General features: G+C 59.5%; 10 protein-coding genes. All 10 read right to left on the bottom strand.

From position 1 onward, the window contains the following. Positions 1-151: 151 nt before the first annotated feature. A complete protein-coding gene (gene rfbH, locus ACDA63_RS09265; protein WP_373662945.1) occupies positions 152-1,480 on the bottom strand; it encodes a lipopolysaccharide biosynthesis protein RfbH in 1,329 nt (442 codons plus the stop codon). A gap of 8 nt (positions 1,481-1,488) precedes the next feature. Continuing rightward, positions 1,489-2,601, bottom strand: coding sequence for a CDP-glucose 4,6-dehydratase (gene rfbG / locus ACDA63_RS09260; protein WP_373662944.1), 1,113 nt, complete (start codon positions 2,599-2,601; stop codon positions 1,489-1,491). Beyond that, positions 2,583-3,353, bottom strand: coding sequence for a glucose-1-phosphate cytidylyltransferase (gene rfbF / locus ACDA63_RS09255; protein ID WP_373662943.1), 771 nt, complete (start codon positions 3,351-3,353; stop codon positions 2,583-2,585). The genes rfbG and rfbF overlap by 19 nt, the downstream gene beginning before the upstream one ends. Positions 3,354-3,373: 20 nt before the next feature. Further along, positions 3,374-5,461 carry a hypothetical protein gene (locus ACDA63_RS09250; protein ID WP_373662942.1) on the bottom strand — a complete coding sequence of 696 codons (2,088 nt, stop codon included), beginning with the start codon at positions 5,459-5,461 and terminating at the stop codon, positions 3,374-3,376. Positions 5,462-5,749: 288 nt separating this feature from the next. After that, positions 5,750-7,669 (bottom strand): hypothetical protein, encoded by a 1,920-nt coding sequence (locus tag ACDA63_RS09245; RefSeq protein WP_373662941.1) that lies wholly within the window; start codon positions 7,667-7,669, stop codon positions 5,750-5,752. 137 nt (positions 7,670-7,806) lie between these two features. Next, positions 7,807-11,571, bottom strand: coding sequence for a glycosyltransferase (locus ACDA63_RS09240; protein WP_373662940.1), 3,765 nt, complete (start codon positions 11,569-11,571; stop codon positions 7,807-7,809). Beyond that, entirely contained in the window at positions 11,571-13,040 is a 1,470-nt protein-coding gene (locus ACDA63_RS09235) for a methyltransferase domain-containing protein (protein WP_373662939.1), read from the bottom strand. Before ACDA63_RS09235 ends, ACDA63_RS09240 begins: the two co-directional genes overlap by 1 nt. Next, positions 13,037-14,260: an ABC transporter ATP-binding protein gene (locus ACDA63_RS09230; RefSeq protein WP_373662938.1), complete on the bottom strand. Its 1,224-nt coding sequence runs from the start codon at positions 14,258-14,260 to the stop codon at positions 13,037-13,039. The genes ACDA63_RS09235 and ACDA63_RS09230 overlap by 4 nt, the downstream gene beginning before the upstream one ends. Continuing rightward, positions 14,260-15,054, bottom strand: a complete 795-nt coding sequence (locus tag ACDA63_RS09225) for an ABC transporter permease (protein ID WP_373662937.1) — start codon at positions 15,052-15,054, stop codon at positions 14,260-14,262. The genes ACDA63_RS09230 and ACDA63_RS09225 overlap by 1 nt, the downstream gene beginning before the upstream one ends. After that, positions 15,051-15,626: cupin domain-containing protein (locus ACDA63_RS09220; RefSeq protein ID WP_373662936.1), on the bottom strand; the 576-nt coding region annotated here is incomplete at its 5' end. The genes ACDA63_RS09225 and ACDA63_RS09220, both read right to left, overlap by 4 nt.

Genomic DNA, 15,626 nt, shown 5'->3' with positions numbered 1-15,626 from the left:
ATAGTCCCACGGACGTGGGACGTCTGCGTCAGTGCGCTGTCACGAGACCAGGGGTCATTTGTCGTTTCGTGCTGCATGGCGCACCGCCGGATGTTCGAAATGAGCCAAGGCCGACCCTGTAGTTTTGACGAGAAGATTCGTGGCGCCTGGATCAAAAATTCACCCCCAGGAACGTCTCGATTTTCTCCACAGTGAAATCGAGCATCTCCTGTGTCAGCCCGGGGTAAATTCCCACCCAGAAGGTCTGGTTCATGATGATGTCGGTGTTGGTCAATTCGCCGCTGATGCGGAAATTGCGACCGATCATGTACGGCTGGCGTGTCAGATTGCCGGCGAACAGCAGACGAGTGCCGATCTTGTTTTGATCGAGATACTGCAACAGATCCACCCGATTGATACCTGCTTCGGGCTTGATCGTGATGGGGAAGCCGAACCACGAAGGATCGCTGTTGTGGGTGGCTTCCGGCAGGATCAGGAAGTCAGCGCAGGACTGCAGCTTTTCCTTCAGGTATGCAAAATTCCGCTTGCGGGCCTCGATGAGTTTCGGTGCCTTTTCCAACTGCGCCAGACCGCATGCAGCCTGCATGTCGGTAATCTTGAGGTTGTAGCCCAGGTGCGAATACGTGTACTTGTGGTCATACCCTTCAGGCAGGCTGCCCAGCTTCCAGCAGAAACGCTTGCCGCAGGTGTTGTCTTTGCCCGGTGGGCAGTAGCAGTCGCGCCCCCAGTCACGGAACGATTCGGCGATCTGCTTGAGGCCGGGATCGTTGGTGAAGACAGCACCGCCTTCACCCATGGTGATGTGGTGCGCCGGGTAGAAGCTAAGCGTGCCGATGTGACCAAAGGTGCCGACGAGCTTGCCGTCGTAGGTTGAACCCAGCGCGTCGCAGCAGTCCTCAACCAGCCACAGTCCGTACTTTTCACACATCGCCTTCACGGCAGCGAGGTTGTACGGATTGCCCAGTGTATGGGCCAGCATGATTGCCTTGGTTTTCGGTGTGATCGCGGCTTCGAGCTTGGTCACGTCGATGTTGTAGGTCCCCAGTTCGACGTCTACGAAGACCGGCACTGCGCCGAACTGCAGGATCGGATTGACTGTCGTGGGAAAACCTGCCGCGACACCGATGACTTCGTCCCCCGGACGGATGGCGCGCTCGCCCAGCTTGTGCGAAGTCAGCGTTGCGAAGGCCAACAGGTTGGCAGACGAACCCGAGTTGGTGGTGATCAGGTGGCCGACGCCAATGAACGCCGCCAAGCGCTTTTCAAACTCGTCGTTGAAGCGACCGGTAGTCAGCCATCCGTCCAGCGAAGCTTCAACCATCAGCTTGAGTTCTTCACCGTCGATCACTTTGCCTGAAGGAGGCACAACGCTCGCGCCGGGCACAAAAGCGCGCGGCTCGTATTGAATACGCGCGTACTCATCGACCATCTTGGCGATGTCCTGGCGCAGGGCTGCGAGTTTTTCGTTTCTGTCTTGCATGATGGTCATCAATCGTTCTGAGGCAAATGTGCCGGGGTATGTGTGTACGCTTCGATCTGGCCAAGCGTGAAGGTGCGCATGTCTTCACCGTCGAGCCATGCGTGCTGCCACTCGCAGATTCGTTGCAGGGTCGAATGCAGGCGCCAACGCGGATGCCAGTCCAGACGCTGGCGCGCCTTGGAGCAATCGAGCTTGAGGTAATTGGCTTCGTGGGGGGCGTCGGCGGGCGCATCAATGCGATAGCGCGCTTGCGGCCCCCACATTGCGACCATTTTCTCGACGATCCACGACACCGGTCGCGCGTCTTCGTCGTGCGGACCGAAGTTCCAGCCCTCGGCAAACACGGGGCCATCGTGATACAGACGCTCGGCCAGCAACAGGTAACCCGAAAGCGGCTCGAGAACGTGCTGCCACGGACGGATCGCACCCGGGCTGCGGATGACGACCTCTTCATTGGCTGCGATGCCGCGCAGGATATCGGGAATCAAGCGGTCCAAGGCCCAGTCGCCGCCGCCGATCACGTTGCCGGCACGGCCGGATGCCAGCGCCACACCATGATCACTCCAACGCGCCGGCGCAAAGAAAGAGTCGCGATACGCCGCCGTCACCAACTCGGCGCAACCTTTGCTGTTGCTGTACGGGTCGTGCCCACCCATTGGCTCGTTCTCGCGATAACCCCAAGGCCATTCGCGATTTTCGTAGCACTTGTCGCTGGTGACCACGACGACTGAACGCACACCGCCAACACGGCGCACGGCTTCGAGAACATTGACCGTGCCCATGACGTTCGTCGCATAGGTCTCAACGGGATGCTCGTACGAGTACCGCACGAGGGCCTGCGCAGCCATGTGGATCACCACTTCGGGGCGGGCTTCGCGCATGGAGGCAGTGAGCAACTCCAGATCGCGCACGTCGCCCATCACCGACGACTCCATGCCCTGGGCCACCTTGGCAACTTCGAACAGACTGGGTGAAGTCGGCGCAGGCAACGCGTAGCCGGTCACGCAGGCGCCAGCAGACTCCAGCCATAGCGACAGCCAGCTCCCCTTGAAACCGGTATGCCCGGTCAGGAAGACCCGACGACCGCGCCAGAATTCGACGTTCATTTCCAGACCTTCCATGGCGCGCGCCCCGCCTCCCAGAGGCTTTCCAGATTGACCTTGTCGCGCATGGTGTCCATCGGTTGCCAGAAGCCGCTGTGGAAATAGGCTTCCAGCTGACCTTGCGTTGCCAATGCTTCCATCGGCTCCCGCTCCCAGATGGTCTCGTCACCTTCGACCAGATCAAGTACCTTGGGCGACAACACGAAGAAACCGCCGTTGATCCAGCCGCCATCGCCGTTGGGTTTTTCGAGGAAGGACTTGACGTTGGTGCCGTTCAGATCGAGCGAGCCATAGCGTCCGGGCGGCTGCACACCCGTCACGGTCGCCAACTTGCCGTGCTGCCTGTGGAAAGCAATGAGGGCGCCGACGTCCACGTCCGAAACCCCGTCACCGTAGGTCATACAGAAGTCGTCGTCCCCCACGTGCGGCGCAATGCGCTTCAGGCGTCCGCCGGTCATGGTGCTCTCACCCGTATCAACCAGCGTTACACGCCACGGCTCGGCCTTTTTGTGATGGACTTGCATGGTGTTCTCTCGCATGTCGAAGGTGACGTCCGACATGTGCAGAAAGTAGTTGGCGAAGTACTCCTTGATCAGGTACCCCTTGTAGCCGCAGCATATGATGAAGTCATTCACGCCGTGGCTGGAATAGATCTTCAGGATGTGCCACAGCATCGGCTTACCGCCGACCTCGACCATGGGTTTGGGTTTGACGACGGTCTCTTCGCTCAGCCGTGTTCCCAATCCGCCCGCCAGAATGACTGCTTTCATTGCCTTGCCTTTCAGTGCAATTAGTTGGTCGAGAATTCCGATAGTTTGAATGACAACATACGCGGGTCGCCATTGCCGGGCAGCGCAGGTTCCGTATCCGAACGCAGCTCCAACGTGTTGAACGCTTGGGTCATTGTAAGGACTCGGTCGAATCTCTTGGGCTCCCCGGGAGTCATGCGAAAGCTATCGACAAGCGTTCCGTTCCAGAGAACATCCACTTTCTGTTCTCTCAGGACGGCGAGATCGAAGCTCACGCGTTTCGGCTTGTCGTTCGCATCGCCCCTAGCAAGGATCACCGTCGCGTTACGCCCAACGGCCCAGCGATTCGGCCCCTCCGCGGTCGACCAGTTTCGCGCGAATCCTACGACCTCCGGCCGCTTTCCGGCATTGCTGGGCGCCAGACGGAAAGCCACCAGATCCGGGGAGTCGCTGACGACGTCCAACCCGCGCTGACGCAGCTCGCCAATTAAGGCCTCGCCTCGATCGAGGTACCCGCGACGATTGATCAGGACGGCGTCGAATCCATACGCTTCCAAATCATCAACCATCTGTGCAACCGACTTGCCGGCCGTGGTCGCCTGCCAGGCCGCTTCGAAGCGGCCCTTTGTCGTTCCGTATGAATATCTCACCCCGGAGGTAAAAATGTACGGTCGGAAATGTTCATAGTCATTCATCGCGACGATGGGCGGGATCTCTGGAAATTCCGCCACGGGCAACTGGAACACCATGCCATTGGAAGGAATACCCGCTTGCAGGCGCGCGGCAAATTCACGGTCGATCTGGAGAGCAGCCACTTCATTGGCCACGTCCTGCGCACTTGGCCTGGAAGGCAATTGATCCCACAAACCGAATACGGCAATGGCCGCGGCAACCACCCATGCAGCCCTGGGATCAAGACGCCGACTGGCCCACTGGCATAGAAACAGGAGACCTAGCGTCAGCAGAAAAATACTGAAGCGGTTGGTGGCGCGGAAGAGCGTGAGTCCGAGCGACCCAAGCAACAGATTCACCCCGCCCACCACCGAGTAGGCAAAGATCCATATCGCCTGCCACCACATGGCCGACGGTTGATGCCCCAAGAGCACCCGGTAGGCGCCGGAACAGATCAAACCGAGCAAACCGACAGCGGGCACCAGACCCAGGTAAGTGGACCACATTTCTCCCTGCGAGCCCGCTCTGCTGACGTAGAGTCGCGTCGCGATTCTCTGCCAGAAGTGCAGGTTGTTACCCTGGAATGGGTAAAACAGGTCGGGAACTCTCAGGCCATACAGCTGCAAATCGGCCAGGTCTCGCTCGATCGCGCCAGGGTTTTTGCCGTGTCCCCACACATATGAGAATGTGTCGATGTTCGAACAAAAGAACCCGGCGCCAATACAGGCAATCAACAACACCGGCACCCAGCACGAAGCGTATTGTTTGCGCACCACGTGCAACACGAAAGCGAAGCCGAAGAGTTGAACCGCCATCCACGAGTAATAAGGATTCAAGGTTCCCGCGATGAAAGCCACTGCACACGCAGCCACCGTTTTGCGCATGTCGTCGCGAATAAGGCAGGGCGTGTACGTCCACCACGTCAGCATCAGCAGCAGTGGCACGTGCCAATACATCGCGAGCACGATATGCGAAAGCCCCCGCGCGAAGGCATAAACGCTCAAGCCGTACAGTAATCCGCCCATCAACGCGAAGGCGGACGAAACTCTTATCTTCTTCGCGACAAACCAGAAGGAGACGGCGGCCAGAACATGGGCCAATAGCACGAACAGGTTTCCGGCCTGCGTCAGTCCGACCAAGCGCCCCGTCCAGCCTATGCCGGCAATGAGAAAGTCTTCCGTGACGGGCCAGTCATTCCAGTTGGCCGAGAACGGGGCGCCAAGATGCGCCACGAATTTTTGGAGGACCGGCCAGATGTCGCCGTCCATGTAGGCCTTGGCCGTTCCCAGCACCAGTGCTGCGTCCCCATGGGTGAGGTTGAGCGCACCTAAAGCGTCCCAGCTCGTCCGGCGAAAATAAACGCACCACACCAAAACGACAGCAACGCTCAGAGCGAGCGGCTGCACCCACACACGAGTCTTTGTCTCCACATCCAAATTCTGTCTGTCGTAAGTCATCGGCAGATATCTAGGCCAACTGATCATCTCTTCGCTACAGCGCGAAAATCGTCCGATTCCTGGCAGGAACCATATCCGATAGTCGCAAACTCCGATTGCATTCACGATTGTTGAGCAGCCGGGCATTCGATCCACAACCACCTCGCTACATCAATCCCAGCTTGCCGGCGACGATCACAAAAAAGCGGGCGCTCAGACCTCCTGCCGAATGACTGCGTTCATGAGTTCATCTTCAACGATTTGTCGAACAAAACAAGACCGCCAATCAGGCAGTCCGTTGAAGCACTTTCATTTCAGAACGTCTATCTGCACGGACCGAACCCCAAGACCAAGCTTTCTTGGATCGACGGAGACCTGAGCATCCACTGGAGAAATGGCATCCGGCGCATCGAAACGGATTACCACGGAACCGTCGCCGATCAGCTCACGCGGAATCGTGGCTGCAACAGGCTTGTCCGGGGAGTTCGCATCGAAATGCCATTGCGCGATCTTCCGTCCATTCACGACGACATCGACGTTCTGAGATGGGCGCCGGGGACTGATGAACGGCATTCCTTCAAGGCGCAATTCGTAGTCCTTCTGGGCCAAGGGCGGAACAATGTGGAGCTTCAGCTCGCTGCTCGCGCCGCCCCATACCCCCCAAACCTCCGGGTCGTACCATCCCGACGTGCCGTACTGCCAAGTTTGACCGCCAGACTTCATTTCGATCTTCTGCCCGGGCCGATACCCCCGGAAGCAAGACACATCCACGATTTCGTAGACGCGGCCTTGCAGGACGATCTTGTCGCAGTTCTGCGAAAGCTCATCCGTCCGTTTCGTTATGACGAACTTCGCATCGGCAGGGACAGCTTTCTGTCCAAGCACCCACGCATTTGTCTGATTGTCGAAAGCGTGCTGGATTGCTCCTGCCGTCACCAGCACATTCACAAAACCAGAGGCGGACGGATCCCAAAAGACAGTTTTCCCGGATTTCACGTCTGAGCTTGGCATGACGTAGCTGACGGCGTTATCCGAGAATTTCATCGCCTGGACGACCGGCAGAATGGGCTCCTTGAAGTCGCGCAGTGGAACCAGCGCCATAAATCCCGCAGCAACAGGCGCGACCCATGCACGCAGATTTTCAATCCGCTCAAATTCAAGCTTCGACGCAACGATGCGAGCGACATTCATGACGCCGAGCGTAAACACAATGAACATGTGCTTCTTCACGGCATACATCGAGCCGTCACCGAACAATCTGAGGGCCAGGAATTGCAGCACAACCAGGCTGGTCGCTGCCAATACGGCGCACCCCAGTACCACATCGATTCTCGAGCGCCGACGATAGACGTTGACTGCACCGACCGCCCCGCAAAGGACTGCCACCAGCACGACATTTGAATAGCCCAGCATCAACCATCCGTCGTTCGATGCAATCGTTCTCATCGTCCGGAACACGGGATTCAGGAGGACGACGGCGGCGGCAGCCAGGGTGGTCACGACGAAAACGACGACCGACCTGATCAGGGCCTTGCCGCCCCTGCGCGACTCGAACACATCGAACAGTGCGAGAAAGCACGCCAACGCAAGTATATGCACTGCAACTACCGGCTGAATCCACATCGTCACCCAGCCGGCAACAAGCAGTAGCGTCGCGCGTCCTTCTGAGTTGGCGAGTCTCGACGCAACCAGCAACATGCAGAAATAGACGACGTTTGCGACTATCTGCGGATAGAAGAATGTCTGTACGACTTCCCACCCTACGAACGAAAGCGAAAATTGCAGCGCAAAAAAAAGCGCCACGAACACCAAGATGGAGGATGTCGACGAAATCGTCCGCATCATCGCCGAGTAGCTCAGGTATATGCTGGCGACCGTTATCAGCATCATGCCAACGATTCCCGAACCGCCGATCCATCCCGCAACCGCAGCCATCCAGTGCGACATCGGCGGGTAGGACTCCATTCCCCAGATATTCGGCAATGGCGACGGCCTTACATGACCGTGCTGCATGATCTCGTCGACAAGTAGATAGTGCTGAATGAGATCGTTGCTACCCGTCTGCAGATAACGACCACGCACTAGAAGCAACACGGCCAGGACAACAAAGCCAAGCAGCACCGGCCCAAGAATCCGAATCAGCGTCGCCACAGGCTGAATGACCGGCAGCGCGTTCTCCTTGCCGTTCGCCCTGGCAACCGAACTAATGCGGCCAGATGTCTGTTGCATGTGCATATCGCCCCACGAAGAATTGATCTGTATTTTGGCGCCATGGCAAACCACGGCGTAAGGCAATAAGTGTTTAGGTGAAATCGCGCTGCGTACGTCTGGAAATCGCCGTCGCGCTCAACCCGTCCGATCGCATCTCAGGAGCCCTGGACACTGGACGTCCCCACGATGCGTGCGAGCTGTTCCGCGCTCTCCGCCCATGTTGGCCATATGACATCGCGCTGCGACGGCAAAGCATCCTTCGCGTCGAGCGCCAGCCATTTCCGGACTGCTTCGGCCAGCGCACTGGCGTCACCAGAAAAATACGTGGCTCTGTCGCCCAGTACTTCGCGAAAGACGTCAAGGTCGCGCGACAGCACAGGAAGACCGTGGTGCGCCGCCTCGATCAGAGGCAGGCCAAAGCCCTCGCCTTCGCTCGCGTAGACAAAGCACGACGCCTGTCCGTAAATGCGCGTCAGGAAAGCATCCGAGACCGAGTTCAGCCAGAACAGGCGCTTGTTGAGTTCGGAATGCGTCTGCAGACGCTCCACGATTGCCGGAATGGTCCGGCGCGCGTGTGGGGGAAGATCGCGCCACCCCTCTTTGCCGACGAGTACAAGGCGCACATCGACACCACTCGCCCATAGCTGCTCGAACGCGCCGATGAGCTGATGGTGTCCCTTGCGTGGCTCGATCGTGGCAACCGACAAGAAAGTAACCTTACCGTCCATGCCAGCCAGGAACTCCTCCTCGTCGCCGGATAGCTCGGTGGTTGCCACTGAGTGCGCGAAGTCGGAGCCCAACGGGAAATGAGCTACTCGAACATTGCGAGCCCGCGCGCCGAATTCGGCATCGAGCCACTGGCGGACGGTTTGCGCGCACCAGGCGGAAATACATGCAACACCCGAAGCATGTTCGGCCGCGGCTGCGAACCACTCCGTGAATGCCTCGCTGGCGCCGGGAGGGAAGAACGCGGGATAAAGAATCGGCAGCAGATCATAGGTGAGCACCCAGATCTCCACCCCTTGGTTCGACAGATCGCGATACAGCCCTTGTTTTGCAGCGCGCACCAGAGGGTCGCCAGAGACGTCGAACACAATCAAGACGTCGCCAGCGCGGAAGTCCATCTTCTCGTCCGCGAGCGAGGACTCGCCGCCGCCCAACAGATCGATCGCCCACTGATTGGCACAGCGATAGCTGAAACGCCCCTCTTCGTCCGATGACAGGAAGACCGGGTCGGCCCGCAGCCCTTCCGGCAATGAAGCCAGCCAATGGCCGCTTATCTTGCGGACGACTCGCTCGATACCCGTGTTGAGCGAAGTCCGACGCGTGGCGGTGACATCCATGATCAGGCGGCGCGACGACGACGCCAGAGGGAAGGTCTTTGCCATCTGTTCCGCCAGCGTGGCGACATCCACGCGGGCGAGCTCTTCCGGGGCGAGGTCCGCGATGCTACCGACCAGGGCCGGCAAGCACGGCGCTGATTTTGCGTAGAAACCCTCCAGCGCATCACGATACTGTGCCGCGCACGCGCTCGGCGAGTGGCGTTCACGGATGATGGTGCTGGCGAGATGACCAAGGCCGGCACGCCTGTCGGCATCGCCGGCCAGGGCTTCGATCGACTCGATGAGTTCCGCGTCTTCGAAATCGTCGCGCAACATGCAAATGGCCGCGGCATCCACCTCGGCCGCAGATCCATGCGCATTGCAGATCAGCGGGATCCCGTAATTCATGCAATCGAGCACAGCCGCCGATGTCTCGCCGCGCGATTGAGTCCGCAATTGCACAGCGAGGTCGGCAACGCTCAGGTATTGCTCGAACATTTCGTCCGATGCAAAACCGGTGATGCGAATGCGATCCTGCAGGCCCGACGCGGCAATCGTTGCAGTCAGACGCGCGCCGTAGTCTCCACTGTGGTTGTCTCCGACGAACACGAGGATGCAACGCCCATCCTTCGCCAGTTGGCTGCCCAACCAAGCGTCCAGGATGCGGTGGTTCAGTTTGGTCGGATCAATGAAACCGAACGAGCACGTGACGAAGGTGTCTGGCGCCAGGCCCAGCGCCGCCTTGGCTTCAAGGCGATCATGCTGCGCGGCGGGCTTGCGCACCAGGGGAATCACCCTCCAGTCGCGGGTGACGCCATCGCCATACCAGCGCTCGCCCAATTCTCGCGAATGCTCCGAATGTACGATGACCCCCTTTGCATACTGCAGGACCTCGAAATTGGTGGGGTATCTGCGCTTGGCTTCCTCTGCGTCGCGGTACCGTTGGGCCAATGCGTAGTACCCGTGCGAAGAACGCAACGAACCACTCCAGACTGTGCTGCCGAGTACGGTCTCCGCCCAGGCAAGCAGGCTGCTCAGAAAGAAATCATGCAAGACGACGACGCCAGGGATCTCCTTCATCAGCGGCAGCATGTACCAGTGATACGGAGAGTTACCCATCTGATAGATCACCCGATCCATCTCGGAGGCGTGCGCAACGAACCACGCGACGTCGCGCACTCGACCGTGATCCCGCGCCCAAGGATCCGTCACCGACGGTTGCTCGACAATGAGTTCGATGTCGTAGTGTTCGGCGAGTTGAGGCAACAGATCGCCGCTGTAGCCGGCGATCCCGGTGCGCTGCGGAGCCAGCGGCGACACGAACGCAAGGCGAGGCTTCGCACCAGTGGGCTTCTGAGCCGCAGCCCCCGCCTCATCGGCGTCGATCAGTTGTTCAAAAGCTTGCACGGCGGTCCGTGCAGTCTCTTCCCACGAGAACATCGGGACCCGCTGCAGGCCGCGCTCTCGAAGCGATGCACGGAAAGCCTCATCAGCAAGAGCCTCTTCGAGCTTGCGCGCGATGCTGCTGACATCGAACGGGTCAAAGAGGGCGTCCGGATTGCCGACGACTTCCGGCAAGCTCGACGTCCCCGCCGCAATGACAGGAGCGCCGCATGCCATGGCTTCGAGCGCGGGCAGTCCAAAACCTTCGTGCCAGGACGGAAAAGCGAACAGCGCGCACGATTGATAGAGCTGGATGAGTTCTTTGTCAGTGACGTATCCGACCATGCGCCACTCGCTGTCCCGCAATCCGCTGGATGCTGCTGCGCGTCGCAACAGACCGGCGTCACCTTCGGAGATCCGGCCTGCCAGCACCAGTTGAAAGTCTCGCTTCAAGTGTTCCGGCAACGCAGCAAAAGCTTGCAGCAGTCGGGGGAGATTCTTGCGCTCATCGGCACCACCCGAATACAACACGAAGGGGCGTTCGATCCCCAGACGCGCAAACAAGGCCTTCCGCTCCGCTTCGGGAACCACCGCGGGGCGAAAATCGCCGTCGACGGCATTCGACGCATAGCCAATGCGGTCGGCGGCGATACCAAGGCAATCGATGCCCTCTTGCATGGAGAACTTCGAAATTGCGAGGATCAGATCGGCCTGCTTCAGGTATTCGACCTTGCGGAGGTAGTAATCCTTATATGACGGATTGGTATCCAGATACTGAGCAGCGTTGAGCAGCGGAATGAGATCGTGCAAGGTCACGCTGACCCGCACGCGAGAATCGAAGCGTCGGATGCTGGTAACAGCGTCATCCAGATAGCCTTCAAACAGGCTGCAGAGGTGCACGATATCCGGTTGAAGCTCCGCGATGAAGGCCTCGCGAATCAGCTCGGCCATCTTCACCCGAACCGCGTTTGCCGATGACATCTGCAACACGGGGCCCGGCGCATACCAGACGCGGATATTCTCTGCGGGAACGAGACCGGCGAAGGCCTCGCGGATCGGCCGGATCGTATCCGGGAAAAACCCGCTCAACGCAAGGAATACCTCGTGCGAGCCGCGATTTCGTGCGATCGCCTGCGCGAAGGACATCGTAAAACGACCGATGCCGCGATAGCGACTCTCGGTCTGTGCTCCCTGCATATCGATGACTATACGCATTACGACCGCGCCTTCCGTTGCTCAATCGCCTTCGACAAATGGCGGTAGACGTCCTGGCCTCGCGGCGTAAGTTCGCGGCCATCGTCCGGCGTGGACGCAAACTCTTTCTGGGCATTCTTCAGCGGTCCCTCTGGCACCGAACCATCGGGATGGATGGCACCCGAATTCACGCCGGCACGCAGCAGTCTCTGATGCAGCCACGGGAAGCGTTTCAGTCTCCAGCTCAACGCCCGGCGGAGGGACGGGCGCAGAAAGACAAAGCGGATTCCATGAGCCAGAACTCCACGCGCCCGTTCCAGTGCGGCGGCACGCCAACTGACGGCACCACCATTCTTTGGGCCCAGGACACGCAGCTCGCCCGTGACGAGCTTCTTGATGCCCCGCATGGGGCGCGTGATGCGCCATGACGTGCTTGCGTGCAGGCATTTGACGGTGGCGTGGAATTGATCAGCCTGGTCTCGTGCCGCTGAAAGAGCGGCCTTCAACTGCTCGATCTCCGCGTTGCGCTCGGCCACCAGGCCTTCCCATTTCGTTGTTGTGGCCTGCTCGCGGCTCTCCGCCGCGTCGAGGCGCGCCTCTATGCGGTGGGTCCGCACCTCTGCCTGTTGCGCGCGGAACTCCGCCTGCTGAGCACGGGACTCGGCCTGCTGAGCGCGAGCCTCGGATTGCTGCGCGCGAGACTCAGCCTGTATGGCCTGCTGTTGAAAGCCCAGGATACTGCCCTCTTGATTACGGTCGTGGCGAAGTGCCAACTCTTCCAGTGTCAATCCATACGGGCGCGCGAACACTTCATCGAAACGTGCGAGAGTCTCGGCATCGGCGCCCTTCTGAGCAACGATGGAATAATCGGGGCTCACGCCCTCCAGCACGTCGAGAATTCCAGCGTGCTGGCTCTCTGCCAGCTCGCGCGACTCCTGGAGGCGCAGCGTCTTGACCCTGTCGAAACCGGAGAACTCGGCGACCGACGACAAGAGTAGTGGCGGGATTGGCCGCTGATGTGTCGGGTCCATGTAGAAGTTGCGCGTGCCGACGACGATGTTCTCGGGGTTCGGCGTCTCTATCACCAGAAGCCCGCCCGGCTTCAATACGCGCAGGGCGTTGGCGACGAGATCGCAGAGTTGGTCGAAGCTGATGTGCTCGGCCACGTGGAAGGCCGAGACGAGCACCTGACTGTCTGCCGGCAGGCTATCAAGATATGCCAGACCATCACCTTCGACGACGCTCAACCCCGCCTCTTCGCAGGCGCGGAGCATTCCGGCGTCCATATCGACACCGATCGCCTGCAAGCGATGTTCACGCAGAATCTCCAACCACTCTCCACGCCCGCACCCTATGTCGACCGCAGCGGCGTCCGGATAGAGTGCCGTCACTTGGGCAATGAAGGGCTCGTAGGCACGCAGGCGGCCTTTGATCAGCTCGCGCGAACCGCGATGGCGATCTTCAAAGCGCCGGTAGAAGTCCTTGATCACAACGAGCACCTGGCGACGGGCGGAATCCACGCGACGCCCGAAAACGATGGACGATCGATGTTCACGACGTTAAATACCAGTGCGTAGTCGCGCCACTCGTAGTTTCTTTCCAGATGGGTGTGCGAGGTGTGAACGGCAACCGAAATGGAATAGGTCCCCGGGCCGAGATTGGCCGGAAAATCAAATTCGAATGTCATGTCCGCGCCGGCCGGAATATCGGTCAGCGCGCGCCCGAGATGATAGGTGTTGGTCCCGAACACCGGTTGCCCCAGGCGATCCTTGATCAGATAACCCAGGACCAGCTCGGGCAACGCCTCCCGCGTATTGACGCCGGCTCGGAGAGTCACCGGTTGGCCGACGTTCACAATTTCCACCGCCTTGCCGTCGGCGCTGCGCAGGCTGACCTCGGAGATGGTTGCCTCACCCGTACCCGAGATAGTCTGGACCTTGCCATCGGCACGCACGTCCTGCACGACCATCTGGTTCTGATGATCGGCAAGCATCGCGTTGTAATAGTCCATCACGGCCTCGGGTTCGCCCTCCATGGCGATCTCTCCGCCGGAGAGCAATATCGCGCGATCGCACACTGCCTGAATGGCGGTCTTGTCATGCGACACGATCAGCAAGGTCGTACCGAGCTCCCGAAATTCCTTGATCCGCTGGAAACTCTTGTGCTGGAAATGTGTGTCGCCAACCGACAGGGCCTCGTCGACGATGAGCACATCCGGGCGAATCGCGGTGGCAACGCTGAATGCCAACCGCACCTGCATGCCGCTCGAGTACACGCGCACGGGTTGGTCAATGTATTCGCCGATCTCAGCGAAGGCCTCGATCTCGGGCATCAAGCGTTCGACTTCCTCGACGCTGTATCCCAGCAACTGCCCTGCCATGAATGCATTCTGACGACCGGTAAAGTCCGGATGGAATCCCATACCCAATTCCAGCAACGCCGCCACACGGCCGGTGATTACGACACTGCCGGTTGTGGGGCGCGTCGTCCCCACAATCATCTTGAGCAGCGTGCTCTTGCCTGCACCGTTGATGCCGATGATGCCAAGCGCATCGCCCGGCTCCACGCTGAACGAAACGTTCCGCAACACCCACTTGAGCGCATGCAGCGGTTTGGCGGACGAGGGGCGGCACCATTCGGCCAGCCGCGCCCATTTGTTCGGGTACTGCTTATAGGCCTTGCCAAGATTGACGACAGAAATGCTGCTCATCAGAGTTCATCCACCATCTCGCCAACATGGCGGCGAAACAGATACATTCCCAATGCGCACAACGCCACTGCGAGCACAGTCACATACCCCAACGCACTCCACTGCGGCCAACGCTGCTCGAGGAAAATGCCCTGAAAACCTGTCATAACGGCATACATCGGATTCCAGGCAAGCATCGCTCGCACGTGTTCCGGCAAAGTCGTCGGCAAATAGACGATTGGTGTGAGCCAGAACCAGAACGTGAGGAAGATCCCGAAGAACTGGCCGACATCGCGAAAGAACACGTTCATCACACCCAGCGTAATACCCAGCCCGATCGCGAACATGACGAGAATCGCCAGCAATGGCAGGGCACCGATGAGTACCTCACCAGGGAAATTCCCGGAGAGCAGCAGGAAGGCGACGAACAGTCCGAAGATGATGGCAAAGTTCACCAGCGCGCTGCATACGATAATCACCGGCAAGCATAGCCGGGGAAAATAGAGCTTCTTGATCAGATTTGCGTTATCGATGAAGACGTTCTGCGCGCGGCCGACGATCTCGGCAAACAGGCCCCAAGTCGTGATGCCCGCGCACAGGAAGATGCTGTATGCGAATTTGCTGGCACTCCCCGGCAAGCGACTATGCATCACCTCCGAAAAGACGACCGTATAGACAATGATCATCGCGAGCGGGTTGAGCACCGTCCACAGCGCACCTAGCAGCGAATTGCGGTATTTGGTCTGAAACTCTCGCTTGACGCTACCCAGGATGAATCCACGGTACTGCCACAGGCCCCGCAACATTCCGTTCATGCAATGCGCCCGTAGGTGTCTTCCAGACGCACAATATCGTCCTCACCCAGATACGAGCCGGACTGCACTTCGATGATCTCCAGCGGCACCTTGCCGGGGTTGGCCAGGCGGTGCGTGTGGCCCAGCGGGATGTAGGTCGATTCGTTCTCGCCCAGCAGGAACACCTTGTCCCCGCAGGTCACCTCCGCCGTGCCCGTCACCACGATCCAGTGCTCGGCCCGGTGGTGGTGCATCTGCAGGCTAAGCTTGGCGCCTGGATTGACCACGATGCGCTTGACCTGGAAGCGCGAACCCATGTCGATCGAGTCGTACCAGCCCCACGGGCGATACACCTTGCGGTGGTTCTGCGCCAGCGTCTTGCCTTCTGCCTTCAGGCGGGCGACGACCTTTTTGACCTCTTGCGAGCGCGCCTTGTCGGCCACCATCACGGCGTCCGGAGTTTCCACCACCACGAGGTCCTTGACGCCGATGGCGGCCACCAGGCGCGTCTGGCCGAAGATGAGGCTGTCGCGCGTGTCTTCGAGCATGACTTCACCGCGCGTGACGTTGCCCGCATCGTCCTTGTCGCCCAC

The sequence above is a fragment of the Uliginosibacterium sp. sgz301328 genome (assembly GCF_041807905.1).
GTDB lineage: Bacteria > Pseudomonadota > Gammaproteobacteria > Burkholderiales > Rhodocyclaceae > JBGVSA01.
This window is presented reverse-complemented; position numbering and strand designations above follow the sequence as displayed.